General features: G+C 68.6%; 13 protein-coding genes. 5 read left to right on the top strand and 8 right to left on the bottom strand.

The genetic code is table 11. The annotated features are described in order from the left end of the window. Positions 1–3 precede the first annotated feature (3 nt). The 8 genes from J3476_RS10690 to J3476_RS10655 all read right to left on the bottom strand — a co-directional run bounded on the left by J3476_RS10690 (position 4) and on the right by J3476_RS10655 (position 8,194). Positions 4–825 (bottom strand): BtpA/SgcQ family protein, encoded by an 822-nt coding sequence (locus J3476_RS10690; protein WP_207066466.1) that lies wholly within the window; start codon positions 823–825, stop codon positions 4–6. Between the two features lie 45 nt (positions 826–870). Next, the gene (locus J3476_RS10685) at positions 871–1,641 is read right to left on the bottom strand and encodes an SDR family NAD(P)-dependent oxidoreductase (protein ID WP_207066465.1); all 771 of its coding nucleotides are present in this window, start codon (positions 1,639–1,641) and stop codon (positions 871–873) included. A 14-nt stretch (positions 1,642–1,655) separates the two neighbouring features. Continuing rightward, entirely contained in the window at positions 1,656–2,729 is a 1,074-nt protein-coding gene (locus J3476_RS10680; protein ID WP_207066464.1) for an ABC transporter ATP-binding protein, read from the bottom strand. 24 nt (positions 2,730–2,753) lie between these two features. Beyond that, positions 2,754–3,569 carry a carbohydrate ABC transporter permease gene (locus J3476_RS10675; RefSeq protein WP_152516973.1) on the bottom strand — a complete coding sequence of 272 codons (816 nt, stop codon included), beginning with the start codon at positions 3,567–3,569 and terminating at the stop codon, positions 2,754–2,756. After that, positions 3,566–4,432, bottom strand: a complete 867-nt coding sequence (locus J3476_RS10670; RefSeq protein ID WP_207066503.1) for a carbohydrate ABC transporter permease — start codon at positions 4,430–4,432, stop codon at positions 3,566–3,568. Before J3476_RS10670 ends, J3476_RS10675 begins: the two co-directional genes overlap by 4 nt. 68 nt (positions 4,433–4,500) lie before the next feature. Next, positions 4,501–5,850, bottom strand: coding sequence for an ABC transporter substrate-binding protein (locus J3476_RS10665; RefSeq protein WP_207066463.1), 1,350 nt, complete (start codon positions 5,848–5,850; stop codon positions 4,501–4,503). Positions 5,851–5,903: 53 nt separating this feature from the next. Further along, positions 5,904–7,385, bottom strand: a complete 1,482-nt coding sequence (locus J3476_RS10660; RefSeq protein WP_207066462.1) for an FGGY-family carbohydrate kinase — start codon at positions 7,383–7,385, stop codon at positions 5,904–5,906. Continuing rightward, positions 7,382–8,194 carry a DeoR/GlpR family DNA-binding transcription regulator gene (locus J3476_RS10655; RefSeq protein ID WP_207066502.1) on the bottom strand — a complete coding sequence of 271 codons (813 nt, stop codon included), beginning with the start codon at positions 8,192–8,194 and terminating at the stop codon, positions 7,382–7,384. The genes J3476_RS10660 and J3476_RS10655 overlap by 4 nt, the downstream gene beginning before the upstream one ends. Before the next feature lie 266 nt (positions 8,195–8,460). Between J3476_RS10655 and J3476_RS10650 the strand changes: the two genes are divergently transcribed. The 5 genes from J3476_RS10650 to J3476_RS10630 all read left to right on the top strand — a co-directional run bounded on the left by J3476_RS10650 (position 8,461) and on the right by J3476_RS10630 (position 17,582). Next, the gene (locus J3476_RS10650) at positions 8,461–11,934 is read left to right on the top strand and encodes a DUF2126 domain-containing protein (protein WP_207066501.1); all 3,474 of its coding nucleotides are present in this window, start codon (positions 8,461–8,463) and stop codon (positions 11,932–11,934) included. Beyond that, complete coding sequence (locus tag J3476_RS10645; protein WP_207066461.1) at positions 11,934–14,636, top strand: circularly permuted type 2 ATP-grasp protein; 2,703 nt, start codon at positions 11,934–11,936, stop codon at positions 14,634–14,636. The genes J3476_RS10650 and J3476_RS10645 overlap by 1 nt, the downstream gene beginning before the upstream one ends. Next, a complete protein-coding gene (locus J3476_RS10640) occupies positions 14,633–15,565 on the top strand; it encodes a transglutaminase family protein (protein WP_207066460.1) in 933 nt (310 codons plus the stop codon). The genes J3476_RS10645 and J3476_RS10640 overlap by 4 nt, the downstream gene beginning before the upstream one ends. Continuing rightward, complete coding sequence (locus tag J3476_RS10635; RefSeq protein ID WP_207066459.1) at positions 15,558–16,643, top strand: putative zinc-binding metallopeptidase; 1,086 nt, start codon at positions 15,558–15,560, stop codon at positions 16,641–16,643. The genes J3476_RS10640 and J3476_RS10635 overlap by 8 nt, the downstream gene beginning before the upstream one ends. 90 nt (positions 16,644–16,733) lie before the next feature. Next, the gene (locus J3476_RS10630; RefSeq protein ID WP_207066458.1) at positions 16,734–17,582 is read left to right on the top strand and encodes a DUF3097 domain-containing protein; all 849 of its coding nucleotides are present in this window, start codon (positions 16,734–16,736) and stop codon (positions 17,580–17,582) included. Positions 17,583–17,602 lie beyond the last annotated feature (20 nt).

Here is a 17,602-nt window from a genome sequence, read left to right as displayed (position 1 = left end):
GGGTCAGACCAGCTGGGCGCGGAACTCACGCGCCGCACCCATGAGCTCCTGAACCCGCGACTTGTCCACGGCGTTGGCGAAGACGCCGTCCTTCTTGAAGTAGGTGCCGACCACCGCACCGTCGGCCACCGCCAGCTGGGTGGCCACGTTCTCCGCGCGCACACCGGTGTTGACGAACACCGGGACGGTGCCGGCCGCGTCCTTCACCACCCGCAGTGCCTCGATGTCGGTGGGCGAGCCGGCGGTCGCGCCGGACACGCAGATCGCGTCGGGCAGGGTGGCGAACACCGTGGTGCGGGTGATCGAGGCCAGATCCCGCTCGGCCAGGTACTGGGCCGACTCCGGCACGATGTTGAACAGCAACTTCACCCCGGATCCGCCCACACGGGCCCGGTGGCGGGCCACCTCGCCGACATTGGTGTCCCACAGCCCGAAGTCACTGGCGTACACGCCGGTGAAGATCTCGCGGACGAACTTCGCTCCGGTGGCCACCGCCAGATCGATCGACGCCCGCCCGTCCCACAGCACGTTCACCCCGAACGGCACCGAGAGATCGGGAAGCAGTTCGCCGATGATCCTGGCCATCGAGATCGCGGTGATGGGTTCGGTCTTCGTCAGGTACGGCAGGCTGAACTCGTTGCTGATCATCACGCCGTCGACCCCGCCGCTCTGCAGCGCGTCGAGTTCGGTGCGGGCCCGCTCGACGACGGCGGCGATACCGCCCGCGGAGTCGAAGCCGGGGTCGCCGGGCAGGGCGGACAGATGCAACATGGCGATGACGGGTTTGGCGACGTCGAAAACCTCGTCGAGCCAGGTGGTGGTCACGGGGTGCCTTTCTCTTCAGATGGGTGGGAACGTTTCGGGCAGGCGTCAGTCCATGTAGGCGCCGCCGTTGACAGCCAGCGCCTCGCCGGTGATGAAGCGCGCATCGGGGGAGAGCAGGAACGCGACCGCCTGGGCCACATCATCGGGCTGCTCGAGCCGGCCCAGCGGGGTGTCGGCGAGCATCATGTCTCGCACGGCCTCCGGCGTGGTGCCGCGCAGCTGCGCCTCCCACTGCAATTCCCTTGACTGCATGGGTGTTTCGACGAATCCCGGGCAGACGCAGTTGACGGTGATGCGGTGCGGGCCGAGCTCGTAGGCCATCGCCTGGGTCAGGCCGACGACTCCGAATTTCGAGGCGACGTAATCGGCCAGGTACGGCACGCGACCCTGCTTGCCCGCCATCGACGCCGTGTTGACGATCGCTCCGGACACCCCGGTGCGCACCATCTCCCGAGCGGCGGCCTGACCGCAGACGAACACACCCTTGAGGTTGACGTCGACGGTCTGGTCGAAGCGCTCGACGGGCGCGTCGAGGAATCGGTGCATGAACGAGATTCCGGCGTTGCTGACCCAGGCCGACAGGCCCAGCCGGGTGGACACGTCGGCGGCCACCTCGGCCGCGGCCTCTGCCGATGTGACGTCCAGCGCGACGGCTTCGTGGCGGACGGCGGTGTTCGGCAGCCCGGCGGCGACCCGACGCGCCGCCTCGAGGTCGAGGTCGGTGACGACGACACGCCAATCCCGTTGCGCCAGGGTGGCCGCGATCGCCGCGCCGATGCCCGAACCCGCTCCGGTCACCACGACTGTTCTGGTCATCTGTGCAGGTGTTCCTATCCGTTGTCGGTGCCGACGAGACGCCGGCCGTTGTGGGTGTCGAAAAGATGTGTGCCGCCGGCACGGACGGTGAGGTCGACGCCGGCGCCCTCGCTGATTCCGGCCAGGCGTGCGGTCTCCACGACGCTGGTCAGCGCGGTACCGCGGGCCTCCAACGTGACGATGGCGCGGGGGCCGAGGTGCTCGATCAGCACGACCCGCGCGGCGCCGCCGCTCGCCCGCGGGGTGAGCAGCAGATCGTCCGGGCGCACACCGAGGGTCACCGACGAATGGTTCGCCGCACAGTCGGTCGCCAGTGCCACGCCGGCGCCGGTGGTGAACACACCGCCGGAGAGCGTGCCCTCGAGCAGGTTCATCTTCGGACTGCCGACGAAGGTCGCGACGAAGGTGTCTGCCGGCCGGGCGTAGACCTCCTGCGGCGTGCCCAGTTGGGCGATGCGGCCGTCGCGCATCACGACCATGCGATCCGACAGGGTCATCGCCTCCTCCTGGTCGTGGGTGACGTAGACCGACGTGATGCCCAAGCGGCGCTGGATCTGCAGCAGCTCGGTGCGGGTCTCGACCCGCAACTTGGCGTCGAGGTTGCTCAGCGGCTCGTCGAACAGGAACACCGACGGTTCGCGGATGATGGCCCGACCGATCGCCACGCGCTGCTGCTGACCGCCGCTGAGGTCCTTCGGTTTGCGGCCCAGCAGGGCCGAGAGCCCCAGCGACTCACCGATCTCCGCGGCGCGCGCGAGCGCCTCGCGGCGCGGGGTGCGGGTCGCCCGCAGCGGGAAGGCGATGTTCTCGGCCACCGACAGATGCGGGTAGAGCGCGTAGTTCTGGAACACCATCGCGATGTCGCGGTCGCGCGGTTGCAGGGCGGTGACGTCACGTCCGCCGATGTCGATGGTGCCCGAGCTGACCGACTCCAGACCCGCCAGCATGCGCAGCGTCGTCGATTTGCCGCATCCCGAGGGGCCGACCAGCACCGTGAAGGAGCCATCTGGCAGCTCGAGGTCCAGATCGGTGACCACGGGGAGGGTTCCGTAGGTCTTCGTGACGCCGGAGAATCGGACGGTTGCCATGAGGATCAGTCACCAAAGCCTTTTCTAGAACTTGACGGCGCCGCCGCTGATGCCCTGCACCAGCTTGCGTTGGATGAAGAAGCTCGCCACGACCACGGGCACGACCGCGATGAGGATCGCCGCGCTCATGGAGCCGATCTGCACCCCGCGGAACGTGTTGAAACCCGCGATGGCCACCGGCAGGATGGCCGCTTTGCCCGGCGCCAGGATGAGACCGTAGAACAGGTCGTTCCACGACAGCGTGAAACCGAAGATCGCCGCGGCGCCGATGCCGGGGAGAACCTGGGGGAGCACCACGAGGCGGAACGCGGCGAACCGGCCGAACCCGTCGACCTGCGCCTGCTCCTCCAGCGAGCGGGGCACCGCCTCGAAGAAGCCGATCAGAAACCAGGTCACCACGGGCAGAACGAAACTCAGATGAGAGAAGATCACCGGCAGCAGCGTGTCGGTCAGCCGTAGCGCGTAGGCCATCGTCAGGAACGGGAACACCAGCACCGCCGGCGGCAGCACCTGTGCCGCGAGCATGCCGAAGCGCGTCAGCGTACCGCCGGCGCGGTACCGGGCGATGGCGTAGGCGCCCATGCTGCCCACCACGACGCTGATCCCGACCGTCACCAGGGCGACCAGCGCGCTGCGCCCGGCCGCACCGAGGATGCCCGACGCCAACACCTCGTGCCAGCTGGCGAACGAGGGGGCGAAGGCGACCAGGAACGGTTCGTTCAGCTGGGCAGGAGTTTTCACGCTCGCGAGGGCGACCCACACCAGCGGGAACGCGACCGTGATGCCGGCGGCCCACAACAGTGCCACCCGCAGCACGGTGACCATGGCTGACCGGTTCATCGGGCGCGTCCCTCAGCGGTGCGGGTCCGGTCCAGCCGGCGGAACGCCACGACGATGACCCCCAGCACCACCACCAGCACCACGAACGCCATCGAGGCTGCCGAACCCATTCGGAAGAACTGGATTCCGGTTTGGTAGATGAAGTACTGCAAGGTCTCGGTCTCGGTGCCCGGACCGCCCCTCGTGGTCGCGAAGACGTACTCGAAGACCTTCATCGCGTCCAGGCTGCGCAGCAGGATGGCGACCACCAAGACGGGGGCCAACAGGGGAAGGGTCACGCGCCGTAGCACATACAACCCGCCTGCACCGTCCACGCGGGCGGCGTCGAGCGGCTCCTTGGGGATCGATTCCAGCCCGGCGAGCAGCAGCAGCACCATGAACGGCGTCCACTGCCACACGTCGATGAGGGCGAGGGTGAGCAGCGCCTTACCTGGGCCGAAGAAGTCGTACTCGATGCCGACGCTCGACAGCATCGCCGGAATAGCGCCGAGCTGGTCGTTGAGCAGGAACCGGAATGTCAGCCCGACGGCGATCGGTGTGATGAACATGGGCGCCAGCAGCATCGACCGGGTCAGATCGCGTGCCCAGCGCTGCTTTTGCAGTGCGAGCGCCAGGGTGAGTCCGATGACGAGTTCCAGGCCCACCGCCACGACGACGTAGATGGCGGTCGTGGCGAACGCATTCCAGAAGCCGGCGTCGCCGAACGTCGCCACGAAGTTGTCCGTGCCGACGATGGTCGGCGCGCCGCGGTCGGTCAGCTTGTAGTCGGTGACGCTGAGGTATGCGGCGTAACCGAGAGGGAAACCGACCACCCCGACGAAGAGGGCGATGAGGGGCGCGACCATGCCGTGCTGAAATTTCAGGGGGGAGTTCACGGTGGTCTTCGCTCCTTTCGCGGGGTGGTCGGTTTCCGGTTTCGCGGTGATCGAGGTCAGCCCTGGATGCGTTCGGCCTCGGCCTGTGCAGCGGCCAGAGCGTCCTCGACACTCTTCGTGCCGGCCACGGCTTCGTTGAGTTCCGTGCCCACGGCCTGGATCATCTCCTCACCGCTGGGTCCTTGGCTCAACGGTGCGGAATTGGCCAGCAGCTGCTCGACGGTGCGGTAGTAATCGGCGCCGTAGCGGCCCTCGAGCACTGCCGGATTCTGCAGCGTGCTCTGCCGAATGGCCGCCCCGCCCTTCTCGGTCCGCACGACGTCGTTGGGCTTGGCGGTGAGCCAGGACACGAACGCCCACGCGGCATCCGGCGCCGCGGAGTTGGTGGGGATGGCCCAACTCCACGAGCCGAGGACCTGCTTGCCGCCCGGGATGGGGGCGAGCTTGATGTTGCCTGCCGCCGGGCCGGATCCGGGTTCGTTGAGCGCGGGCAGCTGCCAGTTGTAGTTGATCATCGAGGCCGACTGGTTGGCCGACACCGAGCGTTGCGCCTCGTCCATGCTCCAGTTCAGGCTGTTGGCCGGGGCGGCGGTGGTGTAGGTGTCGATGTAGGCCTCGAGTGCCCGCTTGGCCTCGGGGGTGTCGAGGGTGACGTTGCCCTCGGAGTCGTAGATGGATCCGCCCGCGGCGAACAACCAGTTGCCCCACTCCTCGAAGATCTTGTAGCCGCGCTGCGGCTGCATCGCGATGCCGGCACGTTCGGGAGTGGTCAGCGCCTTGCTGGTGGCGACGAGCTCGTCGAGGTTGGTGGGCACCTGCTGGTCGGCCGCGGCGAGGTCGGCGGTGTTGTACAGGTAGCCCAGCGCGTAGTTGTAGAACGGCACCGCGTAACGCACGCCGTCGACGGTGGTGATGTCGGTCAGCGGGGCGAAGAAGTCGGCGGCGTCGTAGTCGGGGGTGCTGTCGATGCGCGAGTCCAGCGGCTGCAGGAAGCCTGCGTTGGCGAAATCGACCATCCACGGGTTGTCCACCACGATGAGGTCGTAGTTGGCGTCGGAGGACTGGAACGACGACACCAGCTTGTCGCGCATCTGGTCGTAGGTCAGCGATTCGATGTCGATCGTGACATCGGGGTACTCGGCGTTGAAGTCGGCGACCATCGATTGCACGATGTCGGTGTCGGGCACGTTCTCCATCAGGATCCGGACGGTGCCGGAGATGTCGGTGGGAACGTCGCCGGAGGCGGTCGCGGCGTCACCGGACTCCTGCTCGGGACCGCCGCTGCCGGCGCACCCGGCCAGCGCCAGCGCGAGGACGGCCAGCAGGGCGATTGCGGCGGAGACGAGAGGATATCGGACGCCGGTCCTGTCGCTCCGCCCCGAAGTGGGCCATTGCGTGATTCTCATTGCGGTGTCATCCCTTCCGTTTCATTTCGGGGTTCTTGTCGGTTGTGACGTGCTCATCGGTTCTGTCGTGCCAGGGCGTGGGAGACCGGAGTCACCGCGGCGCCGAGTTCGCGCCAGGTGGCGTACGCCTCGTCGTAGACACGGCGCCGGTCGGGGTCGGGACGGAACGGCATCTCGAGGCTGACGAAGCGTGCGGCGTCGGACCAGTCGCCGAGACTGCCCACCCCGATGGCGGCGATCACCGCCGCGCCCAGCGACGCCCCGGGATGGCCGCGCACCGGCAGCATCTCGTGACCGAGCACGTCGGCGTGGATCTGCTTCCACAACGTGGAGGTCGACCCGCCGTTGGTGATCATCACCCGGGTGAACGGGATGCCGATCTCGCCGAAGACGTCGACATGGTGGCGGAACCCGAACGCGATCGCTTCCAGCACAGCCCGATACAGATCGGCGCGGGTGTGTCCGAGGTGCAGGCCGGCGAAGACACCCCGCAGGTCCGGATCGTGGATGGGGCTCTTCTCGCCCAGGAAGTACGGCAGGCACAGCACCTCGCCGGGACGACGGGTCGCCGCCTCCTCGTCCAGCGCGGGCAGGGCGGTTCCGCCGATGAGGGTCTGGAACCACCTGATCAGGCTCCCGCTGGTGGCCATGCATCCGTTGGGTAGCCAGTGGCCCGGCACCGGATGCGCGTCCAGGTAGAGCCGTTCGTCGACCACGCTGGTGTCGGTGGCGACCAGGATGTCACCGGCCCCACCGAGTTTCACCAGCGCGTCGCCCGGATCGTTGACTCCGGCGGCGAACGCCGAGAGGACGTGGTCGGCGCCGCCGACCACCAGAGCGGTGCCCGCCCGGAGGCCGGTGGCTTCGGCTGCCCGGGGGCTCAACTCGCCGATCTGCGTGCCCGGCCGCACCACCGGGGCCAACGTCACGGCGTCGAGCCCCGCGGCGGCCAGTACCGCGTCGGCGGTTTCCCCGTCGATGGTGAACAGCCCCGACTCCAGCGCCCAGTTCTGTTCGACGTGCAACGGCGCGCCCAGCGCCGTGAGCATCCAGTCGTACGAACCGACCCAGCGGGCGGTGCGGGCGTAGACCTGTGGTTCGTGCTCGCGCAGCCACACCGTCGTCGGGGCCACCGACTGCTGGGTCAGCGCCGAGCCGGTGAGGTTGACCAGGTCCACCTCGGCAAGCGACCGAGCGAGGTCGGCCACCTCACGGTGGGCTCGGGCGTCGTTCTGCAGGATGGCTCGCCGCAGCGGCTTCGCGTTCGCGTCGACCGGGACGACTGCGGGCACCATTCCCGAAGTGGCCAGCGCACCCACCTGCTCGGCAGCCACTCCGGAGACCGAGAGCACTTCGCGGATGGATTCGATCGCGTTCGTGTACCACTGACCGGTGTCGGCCTCGGCGATCCCCGGACCGGTCGAGTGCAGATCGGTGGCTCTGGTCGCGGTCGCGACGATGCCGCCGAGGGTGTCCAGCAGCACGGTCTTGGTGCCGGTGGTCCCGATGTCGATGCCGACGGTGTAGCGCGTCATCGTGCGTCCGCCTCCGAACCCGTGCGCGGTGGTGTCCGATGACGCTGTGCGGCAACGCAGATCACCTCGACCCCGGCCCCGCGGGCGGCTACCAGCGCCGGGTGGTCGGCGGGGCCGTCACTGACGATGGTGTCCACCTGCGCCAGCGTGGCGATGCTGACGAAGGTGACCCGGCCGAGCTTGCTCTTGTCCGCGGCCACGATGACCCGGTCGGCACGCCGGCTGGCGGCCCGCTTGACCCGGCTCTCGGCCTGGTGGTAGTCGGAGATGCCGCGGTCGCCGTCGATGCCGGCAACGCCCATGACGAAGGTGTCGCAGTTGTAGTTGGCCAGCGTGTCTTCGGCCCCGGCGCCGATCAGGCTCAGTTCGCCCGCCCGCAGTTCGCCGCCGGTGAGCACCACGGTCGTATCGGGCTCATCCACCAGGGCGAGCGCTGCGAGGACGCTGGGCGTCACGACCGTCAGCCCCAGTCCGCGGCCCTTTAGCGAGTTGGCCACTGCCAGTGCGGTGCTGCCGGAGTCGAGGATCAGCGTCTCCTTGCGCCCGATCAGTTCCGCGACGACGTCGGCGATGTGGTTCTTCTCCTGGGCGGCATCGGCCATGCGGGTGGCGAACGACGGTTCGGTGTCCTTGCCCTGCACGGCGATGGCGCCGCCGACCACGCGGCGGACGACGCCGAGCGATTCGAGTGCTTCCACGTCGCGGCGGATCGTCATCTCGGAGACGTCGAACTCGGCGGCCAGCTCGGCGTAGTTGATCTCCCGCGCCGTGCGGACCTGCTGCTCGATGCGCTCCCTGCGGGTTTTCACATCCACGGGAGATCGCCCGCAGTCTGTGCAAATTTCACAAATGCTCCCAGTTATCAGCAATTGAACGGGAAAAACCAGCAAGTCAATGTGAATCTATAACAGCCTCGGGGTGCTGTCCATATTTGACGCCAACGCAGTTCACCTGCGGTGCATGTCACGGTCACAGCCGGATGGGATGGGGTCCCGTCTGGACGAGCGGTCGTCGACACCGACGCGCCGCCGACGCGATCTGCGGTTGGGGGACCGGTGTGGTGGGATTGCCGGTTATGGGTATCAAGGTGGCCCTGGAGCATCGCACCAGCTACGCGTTCGACCGCCTCGTCGAGATCTATCCGCATGTGGTCCGGCTCCGGCCCGCGCCGCATTCGCGCACTCCGATCGAGGCCTACTCGATGCAGGTGGAGCCCGCCGACCACTTCGTGAACTGGCAACAGGACGCCTTCGGGAACTTCCTCGCCCGGCTGGTCTTTCCGACCCGGGCCCGCGCATTGACCATCACGGTCGGCCTGATCGCAGATCTGAAGGTGATCAACCCGTTCGACTTCTTCATCGAGGAATATGCCGAGCAGATCGGCTTCACCTATCCCAAAGCGCTGGCCAACGACCTCAAGCCGTACCTGAAGCCGGTCGACGACGTCGCCGAAGGATCCGGCCCGGGTGAACTCGCCGCGGCGTGGGTCAAGAATTTCTCGGTCGCCCCGGGGACCCGCACCATCGACTTCCTGGTCGCGCTCAACCGCGCGGTCAACGCCGACGTCGCCTACAGCGTGCGGATGGAACCCGGCGTGCAGACGCCCGATTTCACGCTGCGCAGCGGAATCGGTTCGTGCCGCGATTCGGCCTGGCTGTTGGTGTCGATCCTGCGTCAGATGGGTCTGGCGGCCCGCTTCGTATCCGGCTATCTGGTGCAGCTGACGTCCGATGTGGAGGCGCTCGACGGCCCGTCGGGGCCGACCGCCGACTTCACCGATCTGCACGCCTGGACCGAGGTCTACATTCCCGGCGCCGGATGGATCGGTCTGGATCCGACGTCGGGCCTGTTCGCCGGCGAAGGACACATCCCGCTGGCCGCGACCCCGCACCCGGAGTCGGCGGCCCCCATCACCGGCGCCACCGGCAAGGCCGAGACCACCCTCGAGTTCAGCAATCTCGTCACCCGCGTGCACGAGGACCCGCGGGTGACGCTGCCCTACACCGAGGAGTCCTGGGCGGCGATCAACGCGCTCGGTGAGGTCGTCGACAATCGGCTCCGAACCGGTGATGTGCGGCTGACCGTGGGCGGGGAGCCGACGTTCGTGTCCATCGACAACCAGGTGGATCCGGAATGGACCACCGACGCCGACGGCCCGCACAAGCGTCAGCGCGCCTCGGCGCTGGCCGCCCGCCTGAAGAACGTGTGGGCGCCCAACGGGCTGATCCAGCGCAGCCAGGGCAAGTGGTATCCGGGCGAGCCGTTGCCGCGGTGGCAGATCGGTCTGCTCTGGCGCACCGACGGCGAGCCGTTGTGGACAGAGGACGCACTGCTCGCCGACCCCTGGCCCGAGGAGGCGGTCGCCGCCACACCGGCCTCCGACGACGCGGCCCGCGCCCTGCTGACTGCGGTCGCCGGCACGCTGGGGCTCCCCGCCGCCCAGGTCCGCCCGGCCTTCGAGGACCCGCTGAGCCGCCTCGCCGCGGCGGTGCGGCAACCGGCCGGGCTGTCCGTCGACCCGGCCGATGACCTCGAATCCGACAGCGCCGCGGCCCGCGCCCGGCTGCTGGCCCGGCTCGAGAGCCCGGTCGACCAGCCCACCGCCCATGTCCTGCCCCTGCACCGCCGCGACGACGACACCGGGTGGGCCAGTGCGGATTGGACGCTGCGCCGCGGCCGCATCGTGCTGTTGGAAGGCGACTCACCGGCCGGCTTGCGGCTGCCGTTGAACTCGATCAGCTGGAAACCGCCGCGGCCCTCCTTCGACGCCGACCCGATGCACTCACGAACCACGTGGCGATCAGGCCGCGGGGGAGCGGCCACCGCCGACGCGGTGGTCGAGGACATCGACGACGACGCCGAGTGGACCCCGACCACCGCGTTGGTCGCCGAGGTCCGTGACGGGTTGCTGTATGTCTTCCTGCCGCCCACCGACGACGTCGAGCACTTCGTCGACCTGATCGGCCGCATCGAAGCCGCGGCGGCCGCAACCCGCTGTCCCGTCGTCATCGAGGGATACGGACCGCCCACCGACCCGCGGCTGGCATCGATGACGATCACACCCGACCCGGGGGTGATCGAGGTCAACGTCGCGCCGACCGCGAGCTTCGCCGAACAGCGTGAACAGCTCAAGACGCTCTACGAGCAGGCCCGCCAGGCGAGGTTGTCGACCGAGTCCTTCGAGGTCGACGGCACCCACGGCGGAACCGGCGGCGGAAACCACATCACCCTCGGCGGAATCACACCCGCGGACTCGCCGCTGCTGCGCCGTCCCGACCTGCTGGTCTCGCTGCTCACCTACTGGCAGCGACATCCGTCGCTGTCCTATCTCTTCGCCGGACGCTTCATCGGAACCACGTCGCAGGCCCCTCGCGTCGACGAGGGCCGCCCGGATTCGCTGTACGAACTCGAGATCGCCTTCGCCGAGATCGCGCGGCTGACCTCGCATTCCGGCGGGCACGCCGAGCAGTCGGCGCTGGAACATGGTCGCTCCGCAAGCTCCGCTCCGGAACATGGTCGCTCCGCAAGCTCCGCTGCGGAACATGGTCGCTCCGCAAGCTCCGCTGCCGAACATGGTCGCTCCGCAAGCTCCGCTCCGTGGATCGTGGACAGGGCCCTCCGCCACCTCCTCACCGACATCACCGGCAACACCCACCGCGCGGAGTTCTGCATCGACAAGCTCTACAGTCCGGACTCCGCACGCGGCCGGCTCGGCCTGCTGGAGCTGAGGGGCTTCGAGATGCCCCCGCACTACCAGATGGCGATGGTCCAGTCCCTGCTCGTGCGCTCGCTGGTGGCATGGTTCTGGGACCAGCCGCTGCGGGCCCCGTTGATCCGCCACGGCGCCAACCTGCACGGCCGGTACCTGTTGCCGCACTTCCTGATCCAGGACATCGCCGAGGTGGCCGCCGATCTGCGGGCCTACGGGATCAACTTCGACACCAGCTGGCTGGACCCGTTCACCGAATTCCGGTTCCCGCGTATCGGCACCGCCGTGTTCGGTGGCGTCGAGATCGAACTGCGCGGAGCGATCGAGCCCTGGAACGTGCTGGGGGAGGAGTCCACCGCCGGCGGCACCGCCCGCTACGTCGACTCGTCGGTCGAACGCCTGCAGGTCCGGCTCATCGGCGCCGATCGGCAGCGCTACCTCGTCACCGTCAACGGCCACCCGATTCCGCTGCTGGCCACCGACAACCCCGACGTCCAGGTCGGCGGTGTGCGCTATCGGGCCTGGCAACCGCCCAGCGCGCTGCATCCGACCATCACCGTCGACGGGCCCCTGCGATTCGAGCTGATCGACGCCGCCACCGGGGTGTCCCGGGGCGGGTGCACCTACCACGTGTCGCATCCGGGCGGACGCGCCTACGACAGCCCGCCGGTCAACGCCGTCGAGGCCGAATCACGGCGTGGGCGACGCTTCGAGGCCACCGGTTTCACCCCCGGCAAGGTCGACCTCGCCGAGCTCAGGGAGAAGCAGGCCCGCCAATCCACCGATGTGGGCGCGCCGGGGATCCTGGATCTGCGGCGAGTGCGTACCGTGCTGCAGTAATGGCGCTCCCGGTAGGCCGTCCGACATCTCCGAGCGGGGTCGGGCGGACAGACTTCGACAACCCGCTGGTGCCGTACGACACCGTGCGGGCGCAGCCGGCGCTGTTCGACCTGCAGCCCGCCACCGGGCCGGGCGACGCGGGCTACGACGAGTTCACCGACGAGAACGGCGATGTGCGCCCCGCCTGGCAGGAGGTGGCCGACTGCGTCCGCGACCGCGGCCGCGGCGGGCTGGACCGGTTGCGCGCCGCGGTCCGCAGCCTGGTCGACAACGACGGCATCACCTACATCCAGACCGACCACCTCGGCGACGCGATCACCAACGGCGACGGCGGTGCCGTGCCCGGACCCTGGCAACTCGACGCGCTGCCGCTGGTGATCTCGGAGAGCGACTGGAACACTCTCGAAGCCGGGCTCGTGCAGCGCTCCCGCCTGCTGGACGCGGTGCTGACCGATCTCTACGGAGACCGCCGGTCGCTGACCAGCGGAGTGCTTCCCCCGCAGTTGCTGTTCGCCCACCCCGGCTATCTGCGCGCGGCGCGCGGTATCGAGGTGCCCGGACGCCACCAGCTGTTCCTGCACGGCTGCGACGTCAGTCGCAGTTCATCGGGTGACTTCCTGGTCAACGCTGACTGGACGCAGGCCCCCTCCGGCGCCGGTTACGCCCTGGCCGACCGGCGGGTGGTCGCGCACGCCATCCCCGACCTCTACGAGGAGATCGGCCCCCGGCCCGCCTCCCCGTGGGCGCAAGCGCTGCGCCTGGCGCTGATCGAGGCGGCGCCGGAGACGGCCGAAGAACCCGTCGTCGTGGTGCTGAGCCCCGGCATCCACTCCGAAACCGCTTTCGACCAGGCCTATCTCGCCAGCCTGTTGGGTCTGCCGCTGGTGGAGAGCGCTGATCTGGTGGTCCGCGACGGCAAGCTGTGGATGCGCTCGATGGGCACACTGCAGCGCGTCGACGTCGTGCTGCGGCGCGTCGACGCCGGCTACACCGATCCGTTGGATCTGCGCGCCGATTCCCGGCTCGGTGTCGTGGGCCTGGTGGAGGTGCTGCGCCGCGGCGCGGTGACGGTGGTCAACTCGCTGGGCAGCGGCGTGCTGGAAAGCCCCGGTGTGCTGCGATTCCTGCCCGAGCTCGCCGAGACGCTGCTCGGCGAGACGCCGCTGCTGGCGACCGCGCCGATGTACTGGGGCGGTGCCGACCTCGAGCGCTCGCACCTGCTGGCGAACCTGTCGAGCCTGCTGATCAAGCCCGTCACCGGTGGCGAGCCGATCGTCGGACCGGACCTGTCGGCGGCACAGCGAGAGTCGCTCGCCGCACGCATCGAGGCGACCCCCTGGCAGTGGGTGGGCCAGGAGCTCCCGCAGTTCTCCTCCGCCCCCTCGGATTACCTGCCGACGGGCATGTCCTCCTCGAGCGTCGGAATGCGGCTGTTCACCGTCTCCCAGCGCAGCGGCTACGCCCCGATGATCGGCGGCCTGGGATACCTGCTGGCCCCCGGCACCGCGGCCTACCGCCTCAACACCATTGCCGCCAAAGACATCTGGGTGCGCACGCCGACCCGGGTGACGGCTGAGATCATCCCCGCCGCCCTCCCCGCCGAACCGAGCGCGGCCGAGGCCGTCCGGTTGCCGGCGATGCTGACCTCCCGGCCCACCCCGGAGATCAGCTCGCCGCGTGTGCTCTCCGACCTGTTCTGGATCGGGCGATACGCCGAACGGGCCGAGAACACCGCCCGGTTGCTGACCGTGACCCGCGAGCGCTATCACGAGTACCGCTACCGCCAGGCCATGGACGGCAGCGAGTGCGTGCCCGTCCTGCTCACCGCGCTGGGCACCATCACCGGAACCGACACCGTCGCCGGCGGCGATTACCACGAGTTGGTGGCCACCGCGCCCACCACGCTGTGGGCGTTGACCGCCGACCGACGTCGTCCCGGATCGCTGGCACAGTCCGTCGAACGATTGAGCCTCGCGGCGCGCGCTGTGCGCGACCAGATGTCCAACGACACTTGGATGGTGCTCTCGGCGCTCGAGCGCGCCCTGCTGCACTCCCCGGAGACGCCGCCGGACTCCAAGGCGGAGGGCGAGTCGTTCCTGTCGTCGACGAACACGCTCACGCTGGCCGGGATGCTGGCACTGTCGGGCGTCGTCTCGGAGTCCATGGTGCGCGATACCGGCTGGATCATGATGGACATCGGCAAACGCATCGAGCGCGGCCAGTGGCTCACGGCGCTGCTGCGGGCGACCCTGGCCACCGCGCGAAATCCCGAGGCCGAGCAGACGATCACCGAGTCCACGCTGGTGGCGTGCGAGTCCCTGGTGACCTACCGCCGGCGAAACCCGGGCAAGGTTAGTGTGGCGGGCGTGGCCGAGCTGGTGTTGTTCGATGCGGAGAACCCGCGCTCGCTGGTGTACCAGCTGGATCGGCTGCGCACCGATCTGAGGGCTCTGCCGGGAGCCTCGGGATCGTCGCGCCCCGAACGCATGGTCGACGAGGTGGCCACCCGCTTGCGCCGCATCGAACCTGCCGAGCTGGAGGAGGTCACCGGCGACGGGCGACGCGAGGAGCTCGCCGGGTTGCTGCGCGGCATGAACACCGACCTCCGCGAGCTCTCGGGCGTGATCACCGCCACCCATCTGTCGCTGCCGGGCGGCATGCAACCGCTGTGGGGCCCCGATGCGCGGCGGGTGATGCCGTGACCGCGTTCCCGGACGGGCCGACCGCCTCGGGGGCCAGCCGGTGCTATCAGGTCACCCACCGCACCGTCTACCGCTACTCCGACGTGGTCACCAGCTCTTATGGCCGCGGATTCCTCACTCCGCGCGACTCGGCGCGACAACGCTGCCTCGTCCACGAACTCGTCATCGATCCCGAAGCCGCCGACAGTTCGACCAGCCGGGACGCGTACGGCAACCTCAGCTCGTATTTCCACGTCACCGAGCGGCACCGCAGGCTGAGCATCACCAGCCGCTCTGTCGTCGAGGTCGACCCCCCGCCGGCTGACCTCTACCAGGGGCCGTCGGCGCGCGCGCCATGGGAGATCGCGCGACCCGTCGGCACCGACGGCGCGTTGGCGACCGAGTTCACGCTGGACCTGCAGCCGCCGGAAATCACCGACGAAGTACGCGACTATGCGGCACCGAGTTTCACCGAGGGGCGGCCGCTGATCGACGTGCTGCAGGACCTGACGTCACGTATCTACCGAGACTTCACCTACCGGTCGGGGTCCACCACGGTGTCGACCCAAGTGAGCGAGGTTATGGCGGCCCGCGAAGGGGTATGCCAGGACTTCGCGAGGCTGGCGATCGCCTGCCTGCGCGCCAACGGTCTGGCGGCCAGCTACGTCTCGGGGTATCTGGCCACCGATCCGCCCCCCGGGAAGGAACGCATGGTCGGGATCGACGCAACGCACGCATGGGCAGCCGTGTGGACGCCTCAGAACGCGTGGCTGGGACTGGATCCCACCAACGACCAGATGGTCGATGAGCGCTACGTCACAGTGGGATTCGGTCGTGACTACGCCGACGTCCCGCCGCTGCGCGGCATCATCTATACCGACTCCGAGAGCAGCGTCATCGACGTCTCCGTCGACGTGGCTCCGCACCAGGGGGAGGTGCTGCGTGCGTGATTTCACCTGCCCCAACTGCGGTCAGCGGTTGGCGTTCGAGAACTCGGTGTGCCTGAACTGCGGCAGCTCGTTGGGCTTCTCCCTGGACGACATGGCGCTGTTGGTCATCGCCCCACCCGAGGAGAGCGAGCACGCCGGCGCGGTCGACGAGAGCCACTACCAGCTGTGTGCGAATCTGCATCTGGCCGAATGCAACTGGCTGGTGGAGAAGGGGCCGATCGCCAAACTCTGTGTGTCCTGCGCCCTGACCCGGACGCGACCCAACGACGCCGACACGGTGGCGCTGGCCGCATTCGCGGGCGCCGAACGGGCCAAACGCCGCCTGATCGCCGAACTGCACGAGCTGAAGCTGCCGATCGTCGGGCGCGACGTCGATCCCGACTACGGGTTGGCATTCGACCTGCTGTCGAGCCAGTTCGAGAAGGTGTTCACCGGCCACGACAGCGGTCAGATCACCCTCGATCTCGCCGAAGGCGACGACGTGCATCGCGAGCAGTTGCGCGTGTCGATGGACGAGCCGTACCGCACCCTGCTCGGTCATTTCCGCCACGAGATCGGGCACTACTACTTCTATCGGCTGATCGGCACGTCGCCGGACTATCTCGCCCGGTTCAACGAGCTCTTCGGGGACCCGAACCTGGATTATCAGGACGCACTCGACCGGCACTACAGCGAGGGCGCACCCCCCGGCTGGGAGGACGACTACGTCTCGTCCTACGCCACCATGCATCCCGCCGAGGACTGGGCCGAGACATTCGCCCACTATCTGCACATCCGGGACACCCTCGACACCGGTGCGGCGTTCGGCCTGGCCCCGGCCACCGCCACCTTCGATCGCCGGGTGCTGGGGCCCAGCGGCTTCGACACGATCATCGAGATGTGGCTGCCGTTGGCGTGGTCGCTGAACATGGTGAACCGGTCGATGGGCAAGGACGACCTGTATCCGTTCGTGTTGCCGCCCAAGGTTCTCGAGAAGATGCGGTTCATCCACACCGTCATCGACGAGATCACCTCCGACCCCGCCAAGCTGGCCGAAGTCGGCGCCCCCGTCGACGGCCAGTCGCAACAAGTCGACTGACCCGGTCGTCCGGCGTGTGCGCCCATCGACGGGCGACACGCCGGAGCGGGCGTACTCGCGCCCGCTGGACGCCGTCCCTACGATCACTCGGTGGCTGATCGCTATGGTGCCGACATTCTCGCCCACAATCCGCACCGCAAACCCCGCTCCACCGAGGTGCCGATCGAGATCGGCATGGTCGTCGAGGACGCGCAGAGCGGGTTCGTCGGCGCCGTCGTGCACGTCGAGTACGGCCGGATGCGTCTGGAAGACCGGAACGGGCGTACCAAACCATTTCCGATCGGGCCCGGGTATCTGATCGACGGCAAGCCGGTGATCCTGACCGCGCCGCGCAAGGCGGGCCCGGCGGCGCCGACGCGCACCGCCTCGGGGTCGGTCGCTGTCGCCGGCGCCCGGGCCAAAGTGGCGCTGGCCAGCCGAATCTATGTGGAAGGTCGGCACGACGCCGAGCTCGTCGAACAGGTCTGGGGTGACGATCTGCGCATCGAGGGCGTCGTCGTCGAGTATCTCGGCGGCATCGATGACCTCGCCGCGATCGTCGACGATTTCCGCCCCGGCCCGGGGCGTCGACTCGGCGTGCTGGTGGACCATCTGGTCGGCGGGTCCAAAGAGGCCCGAATCGCCGATCAGGTGATGCAGGCGGTACGCCACGGCCCGGGCGGAGAGCACACCCTGATCGTCGGCCACCCGTTCATCGACATATGGCAGGCGGTCAAGCCCGCACGGCTCGGCCTGCAGACCTGGCCGACGATCCCGCGATCACAGGACTGGAAGCACGGAATCTGCGCCGCTCTGGGGTGGGCACACCGTGACCAAGCCGACATCGCCGCCGCGTGGCAGCGGATCCGCGGGCGGGTCCGTGACTGGACCGACCTCGAACCCGAGCTGATCGGGCGGGTGGAGGAACTGATCGACTTCGTGACCCAACCCGCGTCATGACGCAGTGGTAAGCAGGGAGC

Origin of the sequence: Mycobacterium sp. PO1 (genome assembly GCF_017312405.1) — a bacterium.
Lineage (GTDB): Bacteria > Actinomycetota > Actinomycetes > Mycobacteriales > Mycobacteriaceae > Mycobacterium.
The sequence above is the reverse complement of the archived record's forward strand: the minus strand, read 5'-3'. Positions and strand labels throughout refer to the sequence as shown.